This is a genomic window from Halomonas sp. AOP7-E1-9, assembly GCF_052376035.1.
Classification (GTDB): Bacteria; Pseudomonadota; Gammaproteobacteria; order Pseudomonadales; family Halomonadaceae; genus Vreelandella; species Vreelandella citrativorans.
Window position 1 is genome coordinate 1 of the sequence record NZ_JBQSVC010000020.1, and the last position, 16491, is coordinate 16491.

Sequence of the window (16491 nt, forward strand, 5' to 3'; positions counted from 1 at the left end):
CTAATGCATTGAATCTGCTAGTGGACTGGCTAGATGCCATTTGCTGTGTATGCTTGTAATGGACGATATGCGCTAAACGCATCATTAACGCTGCTGATATCGGTAGCCTGGTAGAGAGAGGGACGCAGAATGTCAGAAGAAAACCATTCGGATCATCAGACGCCTGCGAGCAGGCTGGATGCCAAAACACTATTTAAAGATAACCGAGTCAGGGCTATCGCGGGTATCGCCGCCATTGCCGTTATTTGGGCGATCATGGCGCAGTCCAACGCAGGCACTCATAAAGAGCGTGTTGAAGCGCTTGAAGGGCAACTGGCAAGTGCTGAACAGGACAACCGTCGTTATAGCCGCCGTATCCAGGAAATAGATCAGGCAGAAACCAATTTAGCGGACATGCAGGAAGAGGTGGCGCAGCTTGAAGAGCAGCGTAATGAAGCCAGTTCTGCGTTGGAAAGCGCACAGAATGACGTGGCTACTATCCAGACGCGCCTTGAAGCATTAGAAGCTCAACGAGATGAACTTCAAAATGAAGTGAATGCTTTAAACCAGGAGCTGGAAAACGCCCAGGGTGATATGCAGTCACTGCGCGATGAGCGCGATGAAATCACAACAACCCGTGATAATGCTGAAGCGACACTTCAGCAGATAGAAGAAGCCCAGCAGAGCGCTGATGAAGCGCGGCAAGAGGCTGAAACCGCACGCCAACAGGCTGAAGAGCAGCGTCAGCAAGCGGTTGAAGCACTAAGTAGCGCTGAAGATGATTTTGCTGAACTTGAAGAGCAGAGCCGTCAAGCTAGTGAAGCGCTCTCTGGCCTTGAGGAGCAGGTAGCTTCGGCACAAAGTGAACTGGATGAGTTGGAAAATACCCGTGACTCCCTCACCTCTGAGCGTGATGAGCTTCAAAACGAAGTCGATTCATTGGTCGAGCTTCGTGAAGAGGAGTCGCAGAGCCTGGAACAGGTGCGTGGCGAAATGGAAGACTTGATGGTTGCGCTTGATCTTGGTCGTAATGAAGTTGCTAACATTAATAGCGATATTGAAGCGCGTGAAGAAACCTTATCTCAACTGGAGTCTCAGCTAAGTGGTTGGCGAGACGAGCTTTCTTCCCTTGATCAGCGTTTAGGTAGCGCCGATGATGCAGCAAATGACGCTTCATCTGAGGGCGGCGCAACGGATCAGGCACCTGCAAACGAAAGCGATAACAACCAGTCACAGAGCCAACAGCAAAGCAATAATTAAGCGTATTCGTCTGAATCAACCAGACGAATTGACAGGCGGATGCTGGTAGCCCCAGCATCCGTTTTTGTTTGTTGGTTTATGAATACGTGGCCACAGAGTATCATTTGGCACAACGTGAATAGTTTTTGCCTGGATTATAGGAGCGCGACTAATGGACGGCGTTAAACATATTGTCGCAGTGGCCTCGGGAAAAGGTGGGGTTGGTAAATCGACCGTCACCGTTAACCTGGCGCTGGCACTGTCTGCTCAGGGTTATCGTGTGGGCGTACTGGATGCGGATATTTATGGTCCAAGCCAGGCGCAAATGCTTGGTGTGAAGGAGGGTGTCCGCCCCGAAGCGACTGACAACAACCAGTTTTTACCGTTGAATGCCCATGGCCTTCAAGCCATGTCGATGGCCTTTTTGGTCAATACGCGTGAAGCGATGGTCTGGCGCGGGCCAATGGTGGTGGGGGCTTTTCAGCAAATGCTCACACAAACACAGTGGGATAATCTTGATTTCCTACTGATTGACATGCCCCCAGGCACCGGCGATATACAGCTGACACTGGCGCAAAAAGTGCCAGTAACGGGGGCGGTTATTGTGACCACCCCGCAAGATATCGCGCTGTTGGATGCGCGTAAAGGTATCGAAATGTTCCGCAAGGTGAATGTTCCGGTGCTTGGTGTGGTTGAAAACATGAGCCTTTACCACTGTGAAAACTGTGGTCATGAGGCCGCAATTTTTGGTACAGGAGGAGGGGATAGCATTGCCAAAGAGTACCAGACAACCGTACTGGGACGGCTGCCATTGACGTTGTCCATTCGAGAGCTGGCAGACTCGGGTACTCCAAGCGTTATCTCAGAGCCTGATAGCTCGGTAAGCCAAGCGTTTGCAGAGATTGCCAGGCAAGTTGCCCAGTCAGTAAATGGCAGCGAAAGCGATGGGCCCACTATTTCTTTTAGCGAGTGATGAAGTAACACATGAGTATCAAATCAGATAAGTGGATTCGTCGCATGGCACAAAGTGATGCCATGATTGAACCGTTTGAAGCAGAGCAGGTTCGCTATGTTAATGATCAGCGAGTGATCTCTTACGGCACATCCAGCTATGGCTACGATGTCCGCTGTGCCGATGAATTTAAGGTGTTTACCAACATTCACTCGGCCATCGTTGATCCTAAAGCGTTTGACGAAAAAAGCTTTGTGGACGTAAAAGGTGATGTTTGCATTATTCCGCCTAACTCGTTTGCGTTAGCTAGAACGGTTGAGTATTTTCGTATTCCGCGCAGCGTGCTGACTATTTGCCTGGGCAAATCAACCTATGCGCGTTGCGGTATTATCGTGAACGTCACGCCGCTTGAGCCGGAATGGGAAGGGCACGTAACGCTTGAGTTCTCTAACACGACCAATTTGCCCGCCAAGATTTATGCTCACGAAGGTGTGGCGCAAATGCTGTTTTTAGAGTCCGACGAGGAGTGCGAAACGTCGTATAAAGATCGAGGCGGGAAATACATGGGACAGCGTGGTGTTACGTTGCCGCGCACGTAATCGATACGCCTGTTAAGTAGTCCTAAAAGTAAGGCCTTACGGTTCCCGTAAGGCCTTACTTTCTATTTACTGTGCGCGTTTCTGCGAACAGTAACCGACAGGTCGGTCAACTACACGTCGCTGTCTTCATCCAACTCTTCATCAAGTTCTTCAGCGGCATCGGCATGAGAAAGGCGCATACCATGTTCAGGCAGAAGATGGCCGTCCATTTTAGCGCCTTCCGCGCTGTACTGTAGCCGCCCCTCTAAAAACCACTGTACGGCGATTGGGTAAATCAGGTGCTCGCGGGCGTGGACCTTCTCTTTAAGCGTCTCTGCGTTATCCTCAGGAGTGACCGCTAATTCTGCTTGCAGAACTACGGGGCCGCCATCCAGCTCTTCGGTAACAAAATGCACGCTGCAACCATGGCTGGTTACTTTGTCGGCCAACGCCCGTGCATGGGTATTTAACCCTTGGTACTCGGGCAGCAGTGAGGGGTGAATATTCAGCATCCGACCCAAAAAGCGTTGTACAAAGCGCGGCGTTAAAATACGCATAAAGCCAGCCAGCACAATCACGTCGGGTTCATGACGCTCAATCACCTTAATCAGCGCGCCGTCGTAAGCCTCGCGGTTGTCATATTCACGATGAGGCAGGGCGACGGCCTCGATGCCGGCCTCGTGGGCGCGCTTCAAACCATAAGCGTCAGCCACGTTGGAGATCACCGCCACAATTTCGCCACCTAAACGATCATGCGACTGCGCATCAATCAACGCTTGAAGATTACTGCCACTGCCTGAAATCAGCACAACGACCCGCCGTGGCCCGGTAGGTTCTGGCGTCATGTCGGTAATCGTGTCGCTGGGATATTCGGTACCACTCATGCTGACAGGTTCTCCAGCACCACCTCTTCTTCCTGACGTTGGGTAATATGACCGATACGATAAACCGTTTCACCTTGAGCTTGAAGATGAGCCATGGCCTGGTCAGCTTCAGCCGCAGGAATCACCAGTACCATACCGATGCCGCAGTTAAGCACGCGGTGCATTTCGACTTCGTTAACATTGCCTTGGGCCTGAAGCCAATCGAAAACCGCGGGGCGCTGCCACGTATTAATATCAATATGCGCTGCTAACGTATCAGGTAGTACGCGCGGAATGTTTTCCAGCAGGCCGCCGCCGGTAATATGGGAAAGCGCATGAACCGGAATAGAGGTGCCACGCATTAGTGAAAGTAATGATTTGACGTAGATACGAGTTGGCGCCATTAATGCATCACCCAGTGGGGCATTATCTACCTGGGTGTCGAGAGAGGCATTGCTGACGTCAAGGATCTTACGAATCAGTGAGTAGCCATTGGAGTGAGGGCCTGAGGAGGCAAGCCCAAGAAGAACATCGCCTTCTGCCACTTTACTGCCATCAAGAATTTCGGATTTTTCCACCACACCAACGCAAAAACCGGCTAGATCATAGTCACTGCCTTCGTACATGCCCGGCATTTCGGCGGTTTCACCACCCACCAGAGCGCAGCCTGCCAGTTCACACCCCGCACCAATACCCGTGACAACATCTGCCGCGATATCCACATCCAGCTTGCCCGTGGCATAGTAGTCAAGGAATAACAGCGGCTCAGCACCTGCAACAATCAAATCGTTAACGCACATGGCTACCAGGTCGATGCCGATAGTGTCATGTTTACCAAGGTCCATGGCGAGACGTAGCTTGGTGCCTACGCCATCGGTGCCAGACACCAGTACAGGCTGCTTGTAACCTGCTGGCAGCTCGCATAGTGCGCCAAAGCCGCCTAACCCGCCCATTACTTCGGGGCGTGTGGTACGTTTGGCAACGTGTTTAATGCGGTCAACTAGGGCATTTCCGGCATCAATATCGACACCTGCATCTTTATAGCTGAGTGAAGGAGTAGCCGGAGAAGTGGAAGTCTCGGTCATGACAGTTCCTGTGAAGCCTATAGCAGTACGGGGTAGTGCTGGCGAAATGGCCAGTGCTGGGCAATAACTGCAGAAGATTGTAACACCCAGCGGCGCGGGTCGCATCGCCGGTATACATGTTGGGTCAGTGTACCTCCAACTTTTGTTATTATTAAGCGTACAAAGCGCTATTGATGGATCCAGGAAGGAGAGTCATGTAATGCGAAATTCATGGTTAGGGGTTGGCCTGCTCGCGATTTTCATTGGGCTGGTGTATGTACTTAATTCGGTGTTGATGCCCTTTATTGCCAGCATGGTATTAGCCTATTTAGCTGACCCGCTGACTAACTACTTTCAGCGGCTGGGAATGAAACGACCTTTCGCCGTGAGCCTGGTATTTCTGGTGCTGCTTATTGTATTAACGGCGAGTCTATTGATTTTTATTCCGCTGGTGATTCAACAAATCAAGCAGCTAGGGGAAGTGATGCCTGACATGTTCATGTGGATTGAGAATGTGCTGGCGCCACAGGTTCAGGAGTGGACGGGCTACGATTTGCGTGCCGAGTTAATCAATGTGCGTGAAGTATTGGTGGAAAACTGGCGTGATGCGGGAGGGTATCTGGCTCAAGCGCTAGGCCAAATTGGCCGCTCAGGTATGGCCTTTATGACATGGATTACTTATATCGCTTTGATTCCTGTCGTGACGTTTTATTTACTCCTCGACTGGAAACGGATGCTGCGCAATCTTGCAAGCCTGGTGCCAAGGCAATGGGCTGATGATACGTTTCGCTTAGCGCGGCGTTGCGATGAAGTGCTGTCCTCTTTTTTACGCGGCCAGCTTTTGGTGATGTTGTGCCTGGGTGTTATTTACGCGACCGGTCTTACCGTGATGGGGCTTAACTTTGGTTTGTTGATAGGGTTTGTGGCCGGCCTGGTAAGTTTCGTACCCTTTTTGGGGTTTATTGTTGGCATTGCCGTCGCCTTAATTGTTGCATTATTTCAATTCGGTACGTGGTGGGCGGTGCTTGGTGTGATCGTGGTATTTAGTATCGGTCAAGCTGCAGAAAGTGTCATACTGCAGCCCAAACTATTGGGCGATAAAATTGGTTTGCATCCTGTCGCCGTTATTTTTGCTGTACTGGCGGGTGGGAATTTATTTGGGTTTACCGGTGTGCTGTTAGCGTTACCCGTTGCAGCTGTTTTTATGGTGCTGCTTAGAGAGCTTAACGATCGTTATAAACACAGCACCTTTTATAATGCAGAACAAGGCTCGCTAACGCCTTTACATCACCATAATGAGCTGGGGCGTCACGACGAAAGGGAGTCACCATGAGCCGAGTGCCGGCACAGCTGCCGTTAGGAGTAGGGTTGCGCGATGATGCAACCTTCAATAACTATTACGCTTCAGGCGCGAATGCTCCACTGGTTGAACATCTGACACAACAATTTCAGCCGAATGCAGAGCCGTTTATCTATTTATGGGGTGCGCAAGGCAGCGGCAAAAGCCACCTGCTTCAGGCCGCCTGCCATGCGGCTTCCGATGCGGATATGCGGGCCTTGTATTTACCGTTAGCTGACTTGGGGCATTTTCCGCCCCTGATGCTTGAAGATATAGAGCGATTGGATTTAGTCGCGATTGATGATCTTGAGTATGTCGTTGGCCGAAAACGGTGGGAAGAAGCCCTGTTTCATGCGTTTAATCGCCTGCGCGATGCTGGCAAACAGCTTGTTATCGCCTCTAACACACCTCCGCGCCAGCTTGAGGTTGTGCTACCGGACCTTGCTTCACGCCTTACCTGGGGAGTGACGTTTCATTTACACCCTTTGGATGACGAAAGCCGTTTGGCCGCGCTTAGGCTGCGCGCCAATGTCAGGGGAATGCAGCTACCCGATGACGTAGGGCGCTATATTTTGCACCGCGGACCTCGCGAATTAGGCGATTTATGTAAGGCGATTGAAACTCTGGATCAGGCTTCCTTGTCGGCTAAGCGTAAACTGACAATCCCGTTTGTTAAGTCTGCACTTGGCTGGTAAGCAAAAGCCCGCTGAGTGGATCAGCGGGCATCTAATGATTAAGTGTTCAGAACTTAAAAAAAATCAGGTCGTTTGACGCATCTTGCCAGCAGCAGCCTGTGCTTGTTTCACGTTTTCTTCGGTTAGTTTTTGGCTTTTCTTGAAATAATCTTGCTGAAGCGAAACCACTTTATCGGCATCGCCTTTCACACGTTCCGCTAGCTGCTTAACAACCTGCTGTTGGCCTTCCATATAATTACGCAATCCTTGCGGATCTTTAACGCTGGTTAGCTGGCGCAATTGATTAATACCCGTCTCAGCATAAGCCTGGTTTGCCTCCACCTGAGCGTTCAGCATCTTTTCGGCATAATCAATCGTTAGCGCAGCATAAGCGCGTGCAGGGGCCATAAAGACGTTATCAAACTGCTGGTTCATTTCATTTGTGTTGAATGTATTCATTATGAAACTCCTGCCTGAACAATAAAATGCCATTAGTTTAGCGCTTCTGCAGTGCAGCATAGCAGTCGTTTTTGTGCGCTGCAATATAAAGAGGCAGGCTTAATGTGAGCATGATGGGACATGACGGTTTACCTGGCCGGTTGGAGCGTCTAGTTTGAATAACGGCAGCGGTTGAGAAGGGATTTGCCCACGTGATCGCTTGTAGATAAGGTTGATTACCACTCAAAGGAGAGAATCATATGGATACTCGTATCGAGCGCGATAGCATGGGTGAGCTTGAAGTGCCTTCTTCCGCGCTTTATGGCGCTCAAACGCAGCGGGCCATTAATAATTTTCCGGTGTCTCACACCCCTATGCCCCCCGCGTTTATCCATTCCGTAGCGCGGATAAAGCTGGCTGCAGCGCGGGCTAACCAGCAGTTGGGCCTGTTGGATGATGCTAGAGCCAAGGCTATTCAAAACGCAGCACAGGCTGTGATTAACGGGCAGCACGACGACCAGTTCCCGATCGACATTTTTCAAACGGGCTCGGGCACTTCTACCAATATGAACGTGAATGAAGTATTGGCTACCTTGGCAAGTCGTGAAGGTGTCGATGTGACGCCTAATGATCACGTGAATATGGGGCAATCAAGCAATGACGTTATCCCAACCGCCATACATGTGTCAGCAGCGATTGCGGTTAATGAGTCTCTCAAGCCAGCACTTGAGCATTTAAAGACCTGTATTGATCAGCGTGCCGAGGAGCTAAAAGATGTTGTCAAAACGGGACGCACCCATTTAATGGATGCGATGCCGTTACGCATGGACCAGGAACTCGGGGCCTGGTCGAGTCAATTAGGGCAGGCTATTGAGCGATTCGACAGCGCGATGAGCAGGCTATGCCGCTTGGCGCAGGGTGGGACAGCGGTTGGTACGGGTATTAATGCACCTGAGGGATTCGCTGAGCAGGTAGCCAAAGAGCTAAGCGAGCAAACCGGGCTTAATTTTGCACCCAACGATAGTTTTTTTGCCAGTCTTTCATCTCAGGATGCCGCCGTTGAACTATCCGGGCAGTTAAAAGGCCTCGCGTGCGTCATTATGAAGATTGCCAACGACTTACGCTGGATGAACTCAGGCCCCTTGGCTGGGCTCGGCGAAATTGAGCTTGAGGCGCTTCAGCCGGGTAGTTCCATCATGCCGGGCAAAGTTAATCCTGTGATTCCTGAGTCGGCAGCGCAGGCGTCAGCCCAGGTGATTGGGTTGGATGCCGCCATTACCGTGGCAGGCCAGAGCGGTAATTTTCAGTTGAACGTCATGCTGCCACTGGTGGCAACGAATTTGCTCACGGCGATTACGCTAATGAGTAATACGTCACGGTTACTGGCGGATAGAGCAATTGCAACGTTCAAGGTGCGAGAAGATAACTTGCAAGTCCCCTTGGCTCGAAATCCGATTCTGGTGACCGCGCTTAATAGCGTGATTGGCTATAATGCCGCGGCGGCAGTGGCTAAAAAAGCCTACCAGGCAGGTAGGCCTATCATTGATGTTGCTGAGGAAGAGACGGATCTGGATCGTAAAACACTGGAACGCCTTTTGGATCCAGGCGTATTGACCCAGGGAGGCGTTCCGGAGTAACCCGTCGATCAGGTTAGTTGCTTCTCGGTTTTGCCTTTTTGAATCGTTTCGCTGGCTTGTTGATGCTCTTCGCTGTCTGCTTCGGGTCGCTCCTGCTCATTTTGGCGAGAGGGCTGATAGCATAGGGTGGCGAGAATAGGAAAGTGGTCAGACCCAAAGGCATCAAGGCGCTGCATGTTGACCAGGGTGAAGTGGTTGGTTACAAAAATGTGATCAAGAGGCCAGCGTAATAAGGGGTTCTTGGCGTGGAAGGTACTAAACATGCCCCGTCCGCGCCTAGGGTCAAGCATGCCGCTAACCCTGCAAAATAGTCGAGTGGTACGTGACCAGGCGACGTCATTCAGATCGCCAGCCACCAGGGTAGGCTGGGGCGTTTGGTGCACCTCTTGGCCCACCCATAAAAGTTCGGCATCACGCCATAACGACTTTTCGCTTTCTGATGGTGCAGGTGGGCGAGGGCGGACGGCATATAGGCGAATATAATCGCCGCTTTCAAGCTGCACCTGAGTATGAATGGAAGGGATATCCTCCTGAATTAGCCATTTAACGGAGGTGTCTTTTAGTGGCAAGCGCGAATAAAGATGCATGCCGTACAAGTTATCTAAAGGCACTTTAACGTTATATTTCCAGCGTTCTGCTAGCACGGGGTCGAGCTTATCCTGCCACCACTGATCAGGCTCAATGGTTAAAATGATATCCGGCTGGTGTTGCTGGATCATCCCCAGTAATCCTTCCGTGTGCCGATTAGGCGTCAGCACATTGGCAATTAAAAGCGTAATGTGCTGTTTGCTGGAAGACTGCTTGGATGCGTTTTTAACGTCCACTGGCCATAGCCGGGTCCAAGGCAAGATATATTGGCTTTGTAAAGCGACGGTGATGAGAACGATAACCCAAATCGCGGTACGCCAATTGCCAGGCGATAGAAAGACGAGAGCGGATACCCCACAAAGCAGCGACAGAGTTGCTATTTGAACGCGAGGGAATTCAAAGCAGCGGATCCACCACCAGCGAAGAGGGATGCGTGCAATCAGTGTTGCAAGCAGTGGTATTAACGCTATGCACGCAAGGAGAGGGGCAAGGAGAGGGGCGAGCATTATTGGTTTCCTGCTTTAGAAAGAGGAGTGGGCGGTTTAAAACGCTGAAAATTTAAATACCCACTTACGTAGCGATTTTATAGCGAGATAGGGCGTGAGTGGGTTGTTCAGAAAGAAAAAATTAGCTTGCAATGCAGTGATAAATAAGTAGAATACGCATCCGTTGCACGACAGGACCATAGCTCAGTTGGTTAGAGCGCCACGTTGACATCGTGGAGGTCGGCGGTTCAAATCCGCCTGGTCCTACCATCATCGCAACCTTTTCTATTTAGGACCATAGCTCAGTTGGTTAGAGCGCCACGTTGACATCGTGGAGGTCGGCGGTTCAAATCCGCCTGGTCCTACCAAATTGTTAGCCCCGTGCTTTTTAAAGCACGGGTTTTTTTTGTTTAGCGTCGTTCTCATGCCGTGCACGTTTATTGCGCGCAGCATTGCTATTCAGACACAGCTTACCTTGTCGGGTGTAACGCCCGGAGATCAGGGGGCTTGGTACGCTGTGTCTTTTGGCGTGAGATGATGCCTGTCACGATAACGTCATGCTTCATAAAGTACAATATGTGTATAGCTATTGGCATGGCGCTATGCGGGAATTCGCGCTGTGATGAACAACTCTCTCCATGAACATGATTCAAGGATGAAGATATGTATCTTAATTTATTGCCCCGTTGGGCCTCAGTTTTTGGTGGCTTAAAGTTAGGCCATAAATCTGCAAATAAACCGCCGCTAGTGAGCGATAATAGTGAGAGTGTGGAGCTTGATGAGTATTTTCATACGGCTCAAGAGCTAGGGTTGAGCCGCTATAAGGCAGAAGAAATATTCAACCAAACGCTAAGAAAAGCGCGCCGCCGCTCTGAGCTATCCATGAGCGACGTTATTTTTCGCGCTTACTGCACCATTCATCTACATGCTTATCACTAGCGGGTCGGTAGATCTGTTTGGCGCTGAAAAGTCGCTATTAGCGCTTCGATTCCTGCCTGATCGTCTGCGGTAAAGCGCGCAGGTAGTGGGCTGTCCAGGTCTAGAACGCCCCATAGAAAGCTTTCTATCACAATAGGAATGACCAGCTCGGAGCGTGAGTCGGCATCGCAGGCAATATGGTCTGCGACGGCGTGTACATCATCGACCCGCTGTGTTTGCTGCTGGCGCGCTGCGGCTCCGCATACGCCTTTGCTAAAAGGGATGGGGTGGCAGGCGGGCTTGCCCTGAAAAGGCCCTAGCCCCAGGATCTCGGGTTGACGCTGAAGATAAAACCCTACCCAGTTTAGGTCAGGTACTTCCTGCTGAATAAACGCGCACATTTGAGCGCTGTTGGTAAGCCAGTCGCGTGTATCAAGCAGGGCTTCGAGCTGGCGGTTGAGTAGCGCGTAATTAATGGTTGGCATCATCATCTCGTCATAAACGCATCAGGCCGACACTAAGGTCGGCCTGATGAGGTGCTTGCTGAAGGGGTTATTCAGTCCAGCCCGGCACGGCAGCGCCTTTAAACAGCTCTTCAGCTTTGGCTGCTACTTCGTCGCGCTGATAGGCATCCACTAGTTGGCGAATATCTTCACGCTCTTCGTCACCGCCGCGTACGGCAATAAGGTTCACGTAGGGAGACTCAGGCCCTTCTTTGATCAGGGCATCGTCAAGCTTCAAGCCAGCTGGCTGGGCGAACGTGTTGTTGATAAATGCCATGTCGACATCGCGCAATACACGGGGCAACTGGGCAGCTTCAATTTCACGGAAGCGGAAGTTGCGCGGATTCTCGGCGATATCGATCGGCGTGGCTTCCAGATACTCCGGGTCGTTCAGTGTGATCAGGCCTTCGTTATGCATCAAAATCAACGCACGACCTTCATTGGAAGGGTCGTTGGGCAGTGCAATCTGCGCGCCGTCGGGCAGATCTTCAATGCTATCGAATTTTTCTGAATAAGCACCGATCGGATAAACAAAGGTATAGCCTGCAACGGCAAGGTCATAGCCGCGATCGCTAACCATGGCATTCAAGTAAGGAGCGTGCTGGTAGGCGTTGGCATCAAGGCTACCGTCGGCCAGTGCAACGTTGGGCGTTACGTAGTCGGTAAATTCGATAATTTCGACATTAAGGTCGTACTCTTCTTTGGCAATCCGCGCCGCCACTTCCATTACTTCAGTTTCGGGGCCGGCAACGGTACCCATTTTCAGCGTGCGGGTTTCTGCGTTTGCAACGTTAACGGCCAGTGCCAAGGCTGTCAGGCTACCAATTATTAGTTTTTGCATGATAAGTCTCCTAATACGTTGTATCGTCATTTTTTAATAGTATTGGAATAAGAAAAATAATTCTAATGTTTTTTTGTTATAAGCGAGCATGGCCAATTACGATCACTATTTACGATCACTTTTGCGCACCAGATAGTCGCCCAGGCTTTGAAAGCCTTGCACCATGACCACCAAAATAATCACGGTAATCAGCATAATAGTGGGGTTAAAACGGTTGTACCCATAACGGATGCCCAGGTCCCCCAGGCCGCCACCACCTACCGCACCCGCCATAGCGGAGTAACTGACTAGCGTTACCAGCGTAATGGTTAAGCCTGTAATGATGCCGCCCCGTGCCTCTGGTACAAGTACCTTGCGAATAATCTGCCACGGGGTTGCGCCCATGGACTGAGCAGATTCTACCAGGCCCGGCGACACCTCATTGAGTGCGCCCTCTATCAGACGCGCCACAAAAGGGATGGCCGCAATGGTTAGGGGAACTGATGCGGCGTTGATGCCTATCGAGGTGCCTACCAGCATACGTGTGAACGGGATGATGGCTACCATCAAAATAATGAAAGGAATCGAGCGGCCAATATTAGTAATAATGCTCAATACCTGATTAAGCACTGGCTGGGCTAGAATTTGCCTTGGCCGTGTCGCGTACAACAATACGCCTAATGGTAGGCCGAGCAGTGTCGAAATGACGCCAGAGATGGCCACCATATACAGCGTATCCAGCGTGGCCTGTAAAATAAGGTCAAACATTGCGCTGGACATAACCAAGTACCTCGACTTCTAACTGGTGAGACTGAAGATAATCCATTGCCTGTTGCGTCTGCTCTGTCGTGCCAAGCAGTTCTGCAATCATAAGCCCTAAGGTGCGGTCCTGAATGGACTCGACTTTGGCCTGTAAAATGCTGACATCCACATTGCACTCGCGGGCCAGGCGGGAGATAAGCGGTGTTGAGACGGCATCGCCAGAAAACGTTAGGCGTACGACGGGGTGAGAGGTCTCTCCTGGCGTATCGCTTAAGCGTTCGATCAGCTCTTTAGGGGGGCTAAGCTGGAGAAAATCGTTCAAAAATTCGCGGCCAAGCTGAGTGCTGGGGGCCGTGAAAAAGTCGCCGACTTCTGCGTCCTCCACGAGTGTGCCGTTGGAAATAAGGCTTACGCGGTGGCAAATTGACTTAACCACTTCCATTTCATGGGTAATCAACAAAATAGTGATACCCAACTGGTGATTAATATCACGCAGCAACTCAAGAATAGAGCCGGTAGTTTGTGGATCTAATGCCGATGTTGCTTCATCACACAGCAGTACATTGGGTTGGCTGGCCAGAGCGCGGGCGATAGCAACACGCTGCTTTTGGCCACCCGAGAGCTGCGCGGGATACTGTTTGGCTTTGTCCGCCAGCCCGACCATTTCCAGTAGCGGGAGTACGCGGTGTTGAATGGCGCTACGTTTTTCACCCATCAGTTCAAGCGGCAGAGCAACGTTATCAAACACGTTCCGCGTAGTAAGCAAGTTGAAGTGCTGGAAAATCATGCCAATGCGGTGACGTGCCTGGTTTAGGGCGCCGCCGTTTAAGCGAGTCATCTCTTGGCCATCCACGGTCACGCTGCCACTGGTTGGCCGCTCAAGTAAGTTAACGCAACGGATTAGCGTGGATTTCCCAGCGCCGGATAGGCCGATAACGCCGTGAATAGCGCCTCTAGGTACGTTCAAATTAACATCTTTCAAGGCGTGAACGGCGTTATTGCCGCTGCCATAAGTTTTACTGACGTTGCTAAGTTCAATCATAGCGTCTGCCTTAATAGGAGGCCAAAGACGGAGTGCAAGGGAGCAAGCGTAGGGCGAGGAATAAAAAAAAGGCCACCCTTTCGGGTGGCCATCAACGCTGGACACACCCTTTTAGCTGCACTTCACCAAACCTGTGGCTTGGTGGGCGCCCGCAATATGGGTACAAATCGGCGCCATTACATGGGCCGAAAGTCTAAGCAGCCCCTTCCTCTTTGTCAATTGAAACCGGCTGCTTTACGCGTGTAGCCGCTTGATTAGGCGCAGTCGTGCGTTTTTAAACGTTTTTAGCCGTACCGCACTTTGCTTTGCGTCCATCAAAGCATTTGATTAGCGTCACGCATGCTGCTCATCATACTTTCCCGGGTGCGGTGTGCGCATTGTTAACTTCTCACGGATAAACTTGCGCCGGGTTGATTTCGTGTTTGAATAGGCGCTTTCACAGCGACGTAGTAAGGGTGGATTATGTTTACCGGCATCGTACAGGGCACCGCAAGTATAGTAGAGGTGCATGAACTTGACGCGTTTCGAACCCATGTAGTGGCATTGCCACCCGAAATGCGTGAGGGGTTGGAAATTGGTGCGTCAGTGGCCCATAACGGCGTGTGTTTAACGGTTACTGCTATTGAAGGCGATAACGTTAGCTTTGATTTGATGCGAGAAACCCTGCGCTTGACTAATCTTGGTGCACTTGAACCGGGTGGGCGCGTCAATATAGAGCGTGCTGCACGGTTTGGCGACGAGATTGGGGGGCATTCGATGTCCGGCCATATTATCTGTATGGCCAACGTCGTCGCGATAGAAGAAGCTCCCAATAACCGTCGGCTTTGGTTTTCTCTACCCGACACGATTGGCCGCTTTGTGTTTGAAAAGGGGTATATCGGTGTTGATGGTATCAGTTTGACGGTCGGAGACGTGCGTCGCGCGGCAGATGATAGCGGCATTGAGTTCAGTGTGAATCTGATACCCGAAACGCTCTCACGCACCATGCTCAAAGAGCGTCTGCCTGGCGATAAGGTCAATATTGAAATTGATCCGCAAACACAGGTGATTGTCGAAACGGTCGAGCGCGTGCTGGCTAAACGATTATAAGAAAGCAGCGGGTGGTTGGCTGACCTGCTGGTTCGCTGATGGCCTGAAGATTGCTAGCGTTAGTGTCAGTGGAGGTGGCTCCGCTTAAACCGGCTGTGCGTTAGGTACTCGCATCGCGCGGGAGCTTTCGGTAATATGTGCGGCTTTTCTCGCTCCAAGGGGACGCATACTGCGTTTGCGCGAAGGATAAAACATACATGAAACTTCTGGATAAGTATTTCAAGCTCACTGAGCTAAATACGAATGTGAAAACAGAGGTGGTCGCTGGGATCACAACGTTCCTGACGATGGCTTATATCATTTTCGTAAATCCTAGCATCCTGTCGGAAGCGGGTATGGACTACGGTGCTGTCTTTGTCGCGACGTGCGTGGCGGCAGCGATTGGCTGCTTCGTGATGGGGATTTGGGCTAATTACCCCATTGCGCAAGCACCGGGGATGGGGCTTAACGCCTTCTTCACTTACGGCGTGGTGCTAGGTATGGGATATACCTGGGAAGCCGCGCTTGGTGCGGTCTTCTTCTCGGGTTTGATATTCTTCGTACTGAGTGTTTTTAAAGTCCGTGAGTGGATTATCAACTCGATTCCACTCTCGCTACGCTTAGGGATTGCGGCAGGGATAGGGCTTTTCCTGGCCATGATTGCGCTTAAAAACGCAGGTATTGTGGTGGCTAATCCGGCGACTCTGGTCGCGATGGGAGATCTTTCACAGCCAGCGGCTCTTTATTCATTGCTGGGCTTTTTTGTGATTACCGCGTTGGCGTACCTGCGGGTCAAGGGCGCGGTATTAATCGGTATCCTGGGCATTACTCTCATTTCGATGCTGTTGGGCCATAATGCATACAACGGTGTGATGTCGATGCCGCCCTCTATCGCGCCTACCTTTATGGCGATGGATCTGGTGGGCGCCCTTGATGTGGCGATGCTCAGCGTTATTTTTGCGTTCCTGTTTGTTGATCTGTTCGATACATCCGGCACGCTGGTAGGGGTTGCTCATCGGGGTAATCTACTCGACAAGGATGGCAAACTGCCTCGTATCGGGCGCGCCATGATGGCCGATAGCACAGCATCGATGGCAGGCGCGGCACTCGGTACCTCAACCACCACGAGCTATATCGAATCAACGGCGGGCATTGCATCGGGTGGGCGAACAGGCCTAACAGCCGTCGTGGTCGGTGTACTGTTTTTAATCAGTCTTTTCTTTGCGCCGTTAGCAGGCTCTATCCCGGCTTATGCCACTGCCGGTGCGCTGCTGTACGTTGCGGTACTCATGGCGGGCAGTTTATCCCATGCGAACTGGGAAGACCCAACCGATGCTGCTCCGGTATTAATTGCAGCATTGGCAATGCCGCTGACGTTTTCAATTGCTGACGGTATTGCCTTGGGCTTTATTAGCTTTGTAGGAATTAAAACGCTTTCAGGCCGGTTTAGCGACCTGAATCCTGCTGTCGTGATTCTGGCCTTGCTGTTTGCAGCGAAGTTTCTATTCCTGGGTTAATTACCCAGGCTATTTATTATTAATC

Annotated in this window: 17 protein-coding genes and 2 tRNA genes; 11 read left to right on the forward strand and 8 right to left on the reverse strand. The window is 51.2% G+C overall.

Going from position 1 to position 16491, the window contains the following annotated elements; translation table 11 throughout:
* Positions 1 to 129 precede the first annotated feature (129 nt).
* The 3 genes from ACT3R4_RS11795 (at position 130) to dcd (ending at position 2769) form a co-directional block, all read left to right on the forward strand.
* Positions 130 to 1239 (forward strand): coiled-coil domain-containing protein, encoded by a 1110-nt coding sequence (locus ACT3R4_RS11795; RefSeq protein WP_441679127.1) that lies wholly within the window; start codon positions 130 to 132, stop codon positions 1237 to 1239.
* 151 nt (positions 1240 to 1390) lie between these two features.
* Positions 1391 to 2191, forward strand: a complete 801-nt coding sequence (apbC, locus tag ACT3R4_RS11800; protein ID WP_441679128.1) for an iron-sulfur cluster carrier protein ApbC — start codon at positions 1391 to 1393, stop codon at positions 2189 to 2191.
* Positions 2192 to 2202: 11 nt separating this feature from the next.
* Positions 2203 to 2769, forward strand: coding sequence for a dCTP deaminase (dcd, locus tag ACT3R4_RS11805; protein ID WP_172118420.1), 567 nt, complete (start codon positions 2203 to 2205; stop codon positions 2767 to 2769).
* A gap of 110 nt (positions 2770 to 2879) precedes the next feature.
* Here dcd and purN read toward each other — a convergent pair whose 3' ends face one another.
* Positions 2880 to 3632, reverse strand: a complete 753-nt coding sequence (purN, locus tag ACT3R4_RS11810) for a phosphoribosylglycinamide formyltransferase (RefSeq protein WP_441679129.1) — start codon at positions 3630 to 3632, stop codon at positions 2880 to 2882.
* Positions 3629 to 4696, reverse strand: a complete 1068-nt coding sequence (gene purM / locus ACT3R4_RS11815; protein WP_441679130.1) for a phosphoribosylformylglycinamidine cyclo-ligase — start codon at positions 4694 to 4696, stop codon at positions 3629 to 3631. Before purM ends, purN begins: the two co-directional genes overlap by 4 nt.
* A gap of 199 nt (positions 4697 to 4895) precedes the next feature.
* Here purM and ACT3R4_RS11820 point away from each other — a divergent pair, with 199 nt between their 5' ends.
* Positions 4896 to 6008 (forward strand): AI-2E family transporter, encoded by a 1113-nt coding sequence (locus tag ACT3R4_RS11820; protein ID WP_441679131.1) that lies wholly within the window; start codon positions 4896 to 4898, stop codon positions 6006 to 6008.
* Positions 6005 to 6709: a DnaA regulatory inactivator Hda gene (gene hda, locus ACT3R4_RS11825; RefSeq protein ID WP_172118424.1), complete on the forward strand. Its 705-nt coding sequence runs from the start codon at positions 6005 to 6007 to the stop codon at positions 6707 to 6709. The genes ACT3R4_RS11820 and hda overlap by 4 nt, the downstream gene beginning before the upstream one ends.
* 63 nt (positions 6710 to 6772) lie before the next feature.
* On the opposite strand, the gene ACT3R4_RS11830 is transcribed toward hda, so the two are convergent.
* Entirely contained in the window at positions 6773 to 7147 is a 375-nt protein-coding gene (locus tag ACT3R4_RS11830) for a phasin family protein (RefSeq protein ID WP_441679162.1), read from the reverse strand.
* 239 nt (positions 7148 to 7386) lie between these two features.
* On the opposite strand from ACT3R4_RS11830, the gene ACT3R4_RS11835 reads away from it, so the two are divergent.
* Entirely contained in the window at positions 7387 to 8763 is a 1377-nt protein-coding gene (locus ACT3R4_RS11835; RefSeq protein ID WP_441679132.1) for a class II fumarate hydratase, read from the forward strand.
* 8 nt (positions 8764 to 8771) lie between these two features.
* On the opposite strand, the gene ACT3R4_RS11840 is transcribed toward ACT3R4_RS11835, so the two are convergent.
* Positions 8772 to 9857: an endonuclease/exonuclease/phosphatase family protein gene (locus ACT3R4_RS11840; RefSeq protein ID WP_441679133.1), complete on the reverse strand. Its 1086-nt coding sequence runs from the start codon at positions 9855 to 9857 to the stop codon at positions 8772 to 8774.
* A gap of 172 nt (positions 9858 to 10029) precedes the next feature.
* On the opposite strand from ACT3R4_RS11840, the gene ACT3R4_RS11845 reads away from it, so the two are divergent.
* From ACT3R4_RS11845 to ACT3R4_RS11855, 3 genes are all read left to right on the forward strand, one after another.
* Positions 10030 to 10106: transfer RNA gene (locus ACT3R4_RS11845), tRNA-Val, on the forward strand.
* A gap of 21 nt (positions 10107 to 10127) precedes the next feature.
* Positions 10128 to 10204: transfer RNA gene (locus ACT3R4_RS11850), tRNA-Val, on the forward strand.
* Positions 10205 to 10499: 295 nt separating this feature from the next.
* The gene (locus tag ACT3R4_RS11855; RefSeq protein WP_441679134.1) at positions 10500 to 10775 is read left to right on the forward strand and encodes a hypothetical protein; all 276 of its coding nucleotides are present in this window, start codon (positions 10500 to 10502) and stop codon (positions 10773 to 10775) included.
* Here the strand turns inward: ACT3R4_RS11855 and ACT3R4_RS11860 are convergent.
* The 4 genes from ACT3R4_RS11860 to ACT3R4_RS11875 form a co-directional block, all read right to left on the reverse strand.
* On the reverse strand, positions 10772 to 11239 hold the full coding sequence (locus ACT3R4_RS11860; protein WP_441679135.1) for a GAF domain-containing protein: 468 nt from the start codon (positions 11237 to 11239) through the stop codon (positions 10772 to 10774). The two genes, ACT3R4_RS11855 and ACT3R4_RS11860, sit on opposite strands and share 4 nt — an antisense overlap.
* Before the next feature lie 67 nt (positions 11240 to 11306).
* A complete protein-coding gene (locus ACT3R4_RS11865; RefSeq protein WP_172118430.1) occupies positions 11307 to 12098 on the reverse strand; it encodes a MetQ/NlpA family ABC transporter substrate-binding protein in 792 nt (263 codons plus the stop codon).
* Positions 12099 to 12203: 105 nt separating this feature from the next.
* Positions 12204 to 12857 (reverse strand): methionine ABC transporter permease, encoded by a 654-nt coding sequence (locus ACT3R4_RS11870; RefSeq protein ID WP_087107396.1) that lies wholly within the window; start codon positions 12855 to 12857, stop codon positions 12204 to 12206.
* Positions 12838 to 13881 carry a methionine ABC transporter ATP-binding protein gene (locus ACT3R4_RS11875; protein ID WP_441679136.1) on the reverse strand — a complete coding sequence of 348 codons (1044 nt, stop codon included), beginning with the start codon at positions 13879 to 13881 and terminating at the stop codon, positions 12838 to 12840. Before ACT3R4_RS11875 ends, ACT3R4_RS11870 begins: the two co-directional genes overlap by 20 nt.
* A gap of 462 nt (positions 13882 to 14343) precedes the next feature.
* On the opposite strand from ACT3R4_RS11875, the gene ACT3R4_RS11880 reads away from it, so the two are divergent.
* Both ACT3R4_RS11880 and ACT3R4_RS11885 read left to right on the forward strand, forming a co-directional pair.
* The gene (locus ACT3R4_RS11880) at positions 14344 to 14970 is read left to right on the forward strand and encodes a riboflavin synthase subunit alpha (protein WP_193054652.1); all 627 of its coding nucleotides are present in this window, start codon (positions 14344 to 14346) and stop codon (positions 14968 to 14970) included.
* 197 nt (positions 14971 to 15167) lie between these two features.
* Entirely contained in the window at positions 15168 to 16466 is a 1299-nt protein-coding gene (locus ACT3R4_RS11885) for an NCS2 family permease (RefSeq protein ID WP_172118433.1), read from the forward strand.
* Positions 16467 to 16491 lie beyond the last annotated feature (25 nt).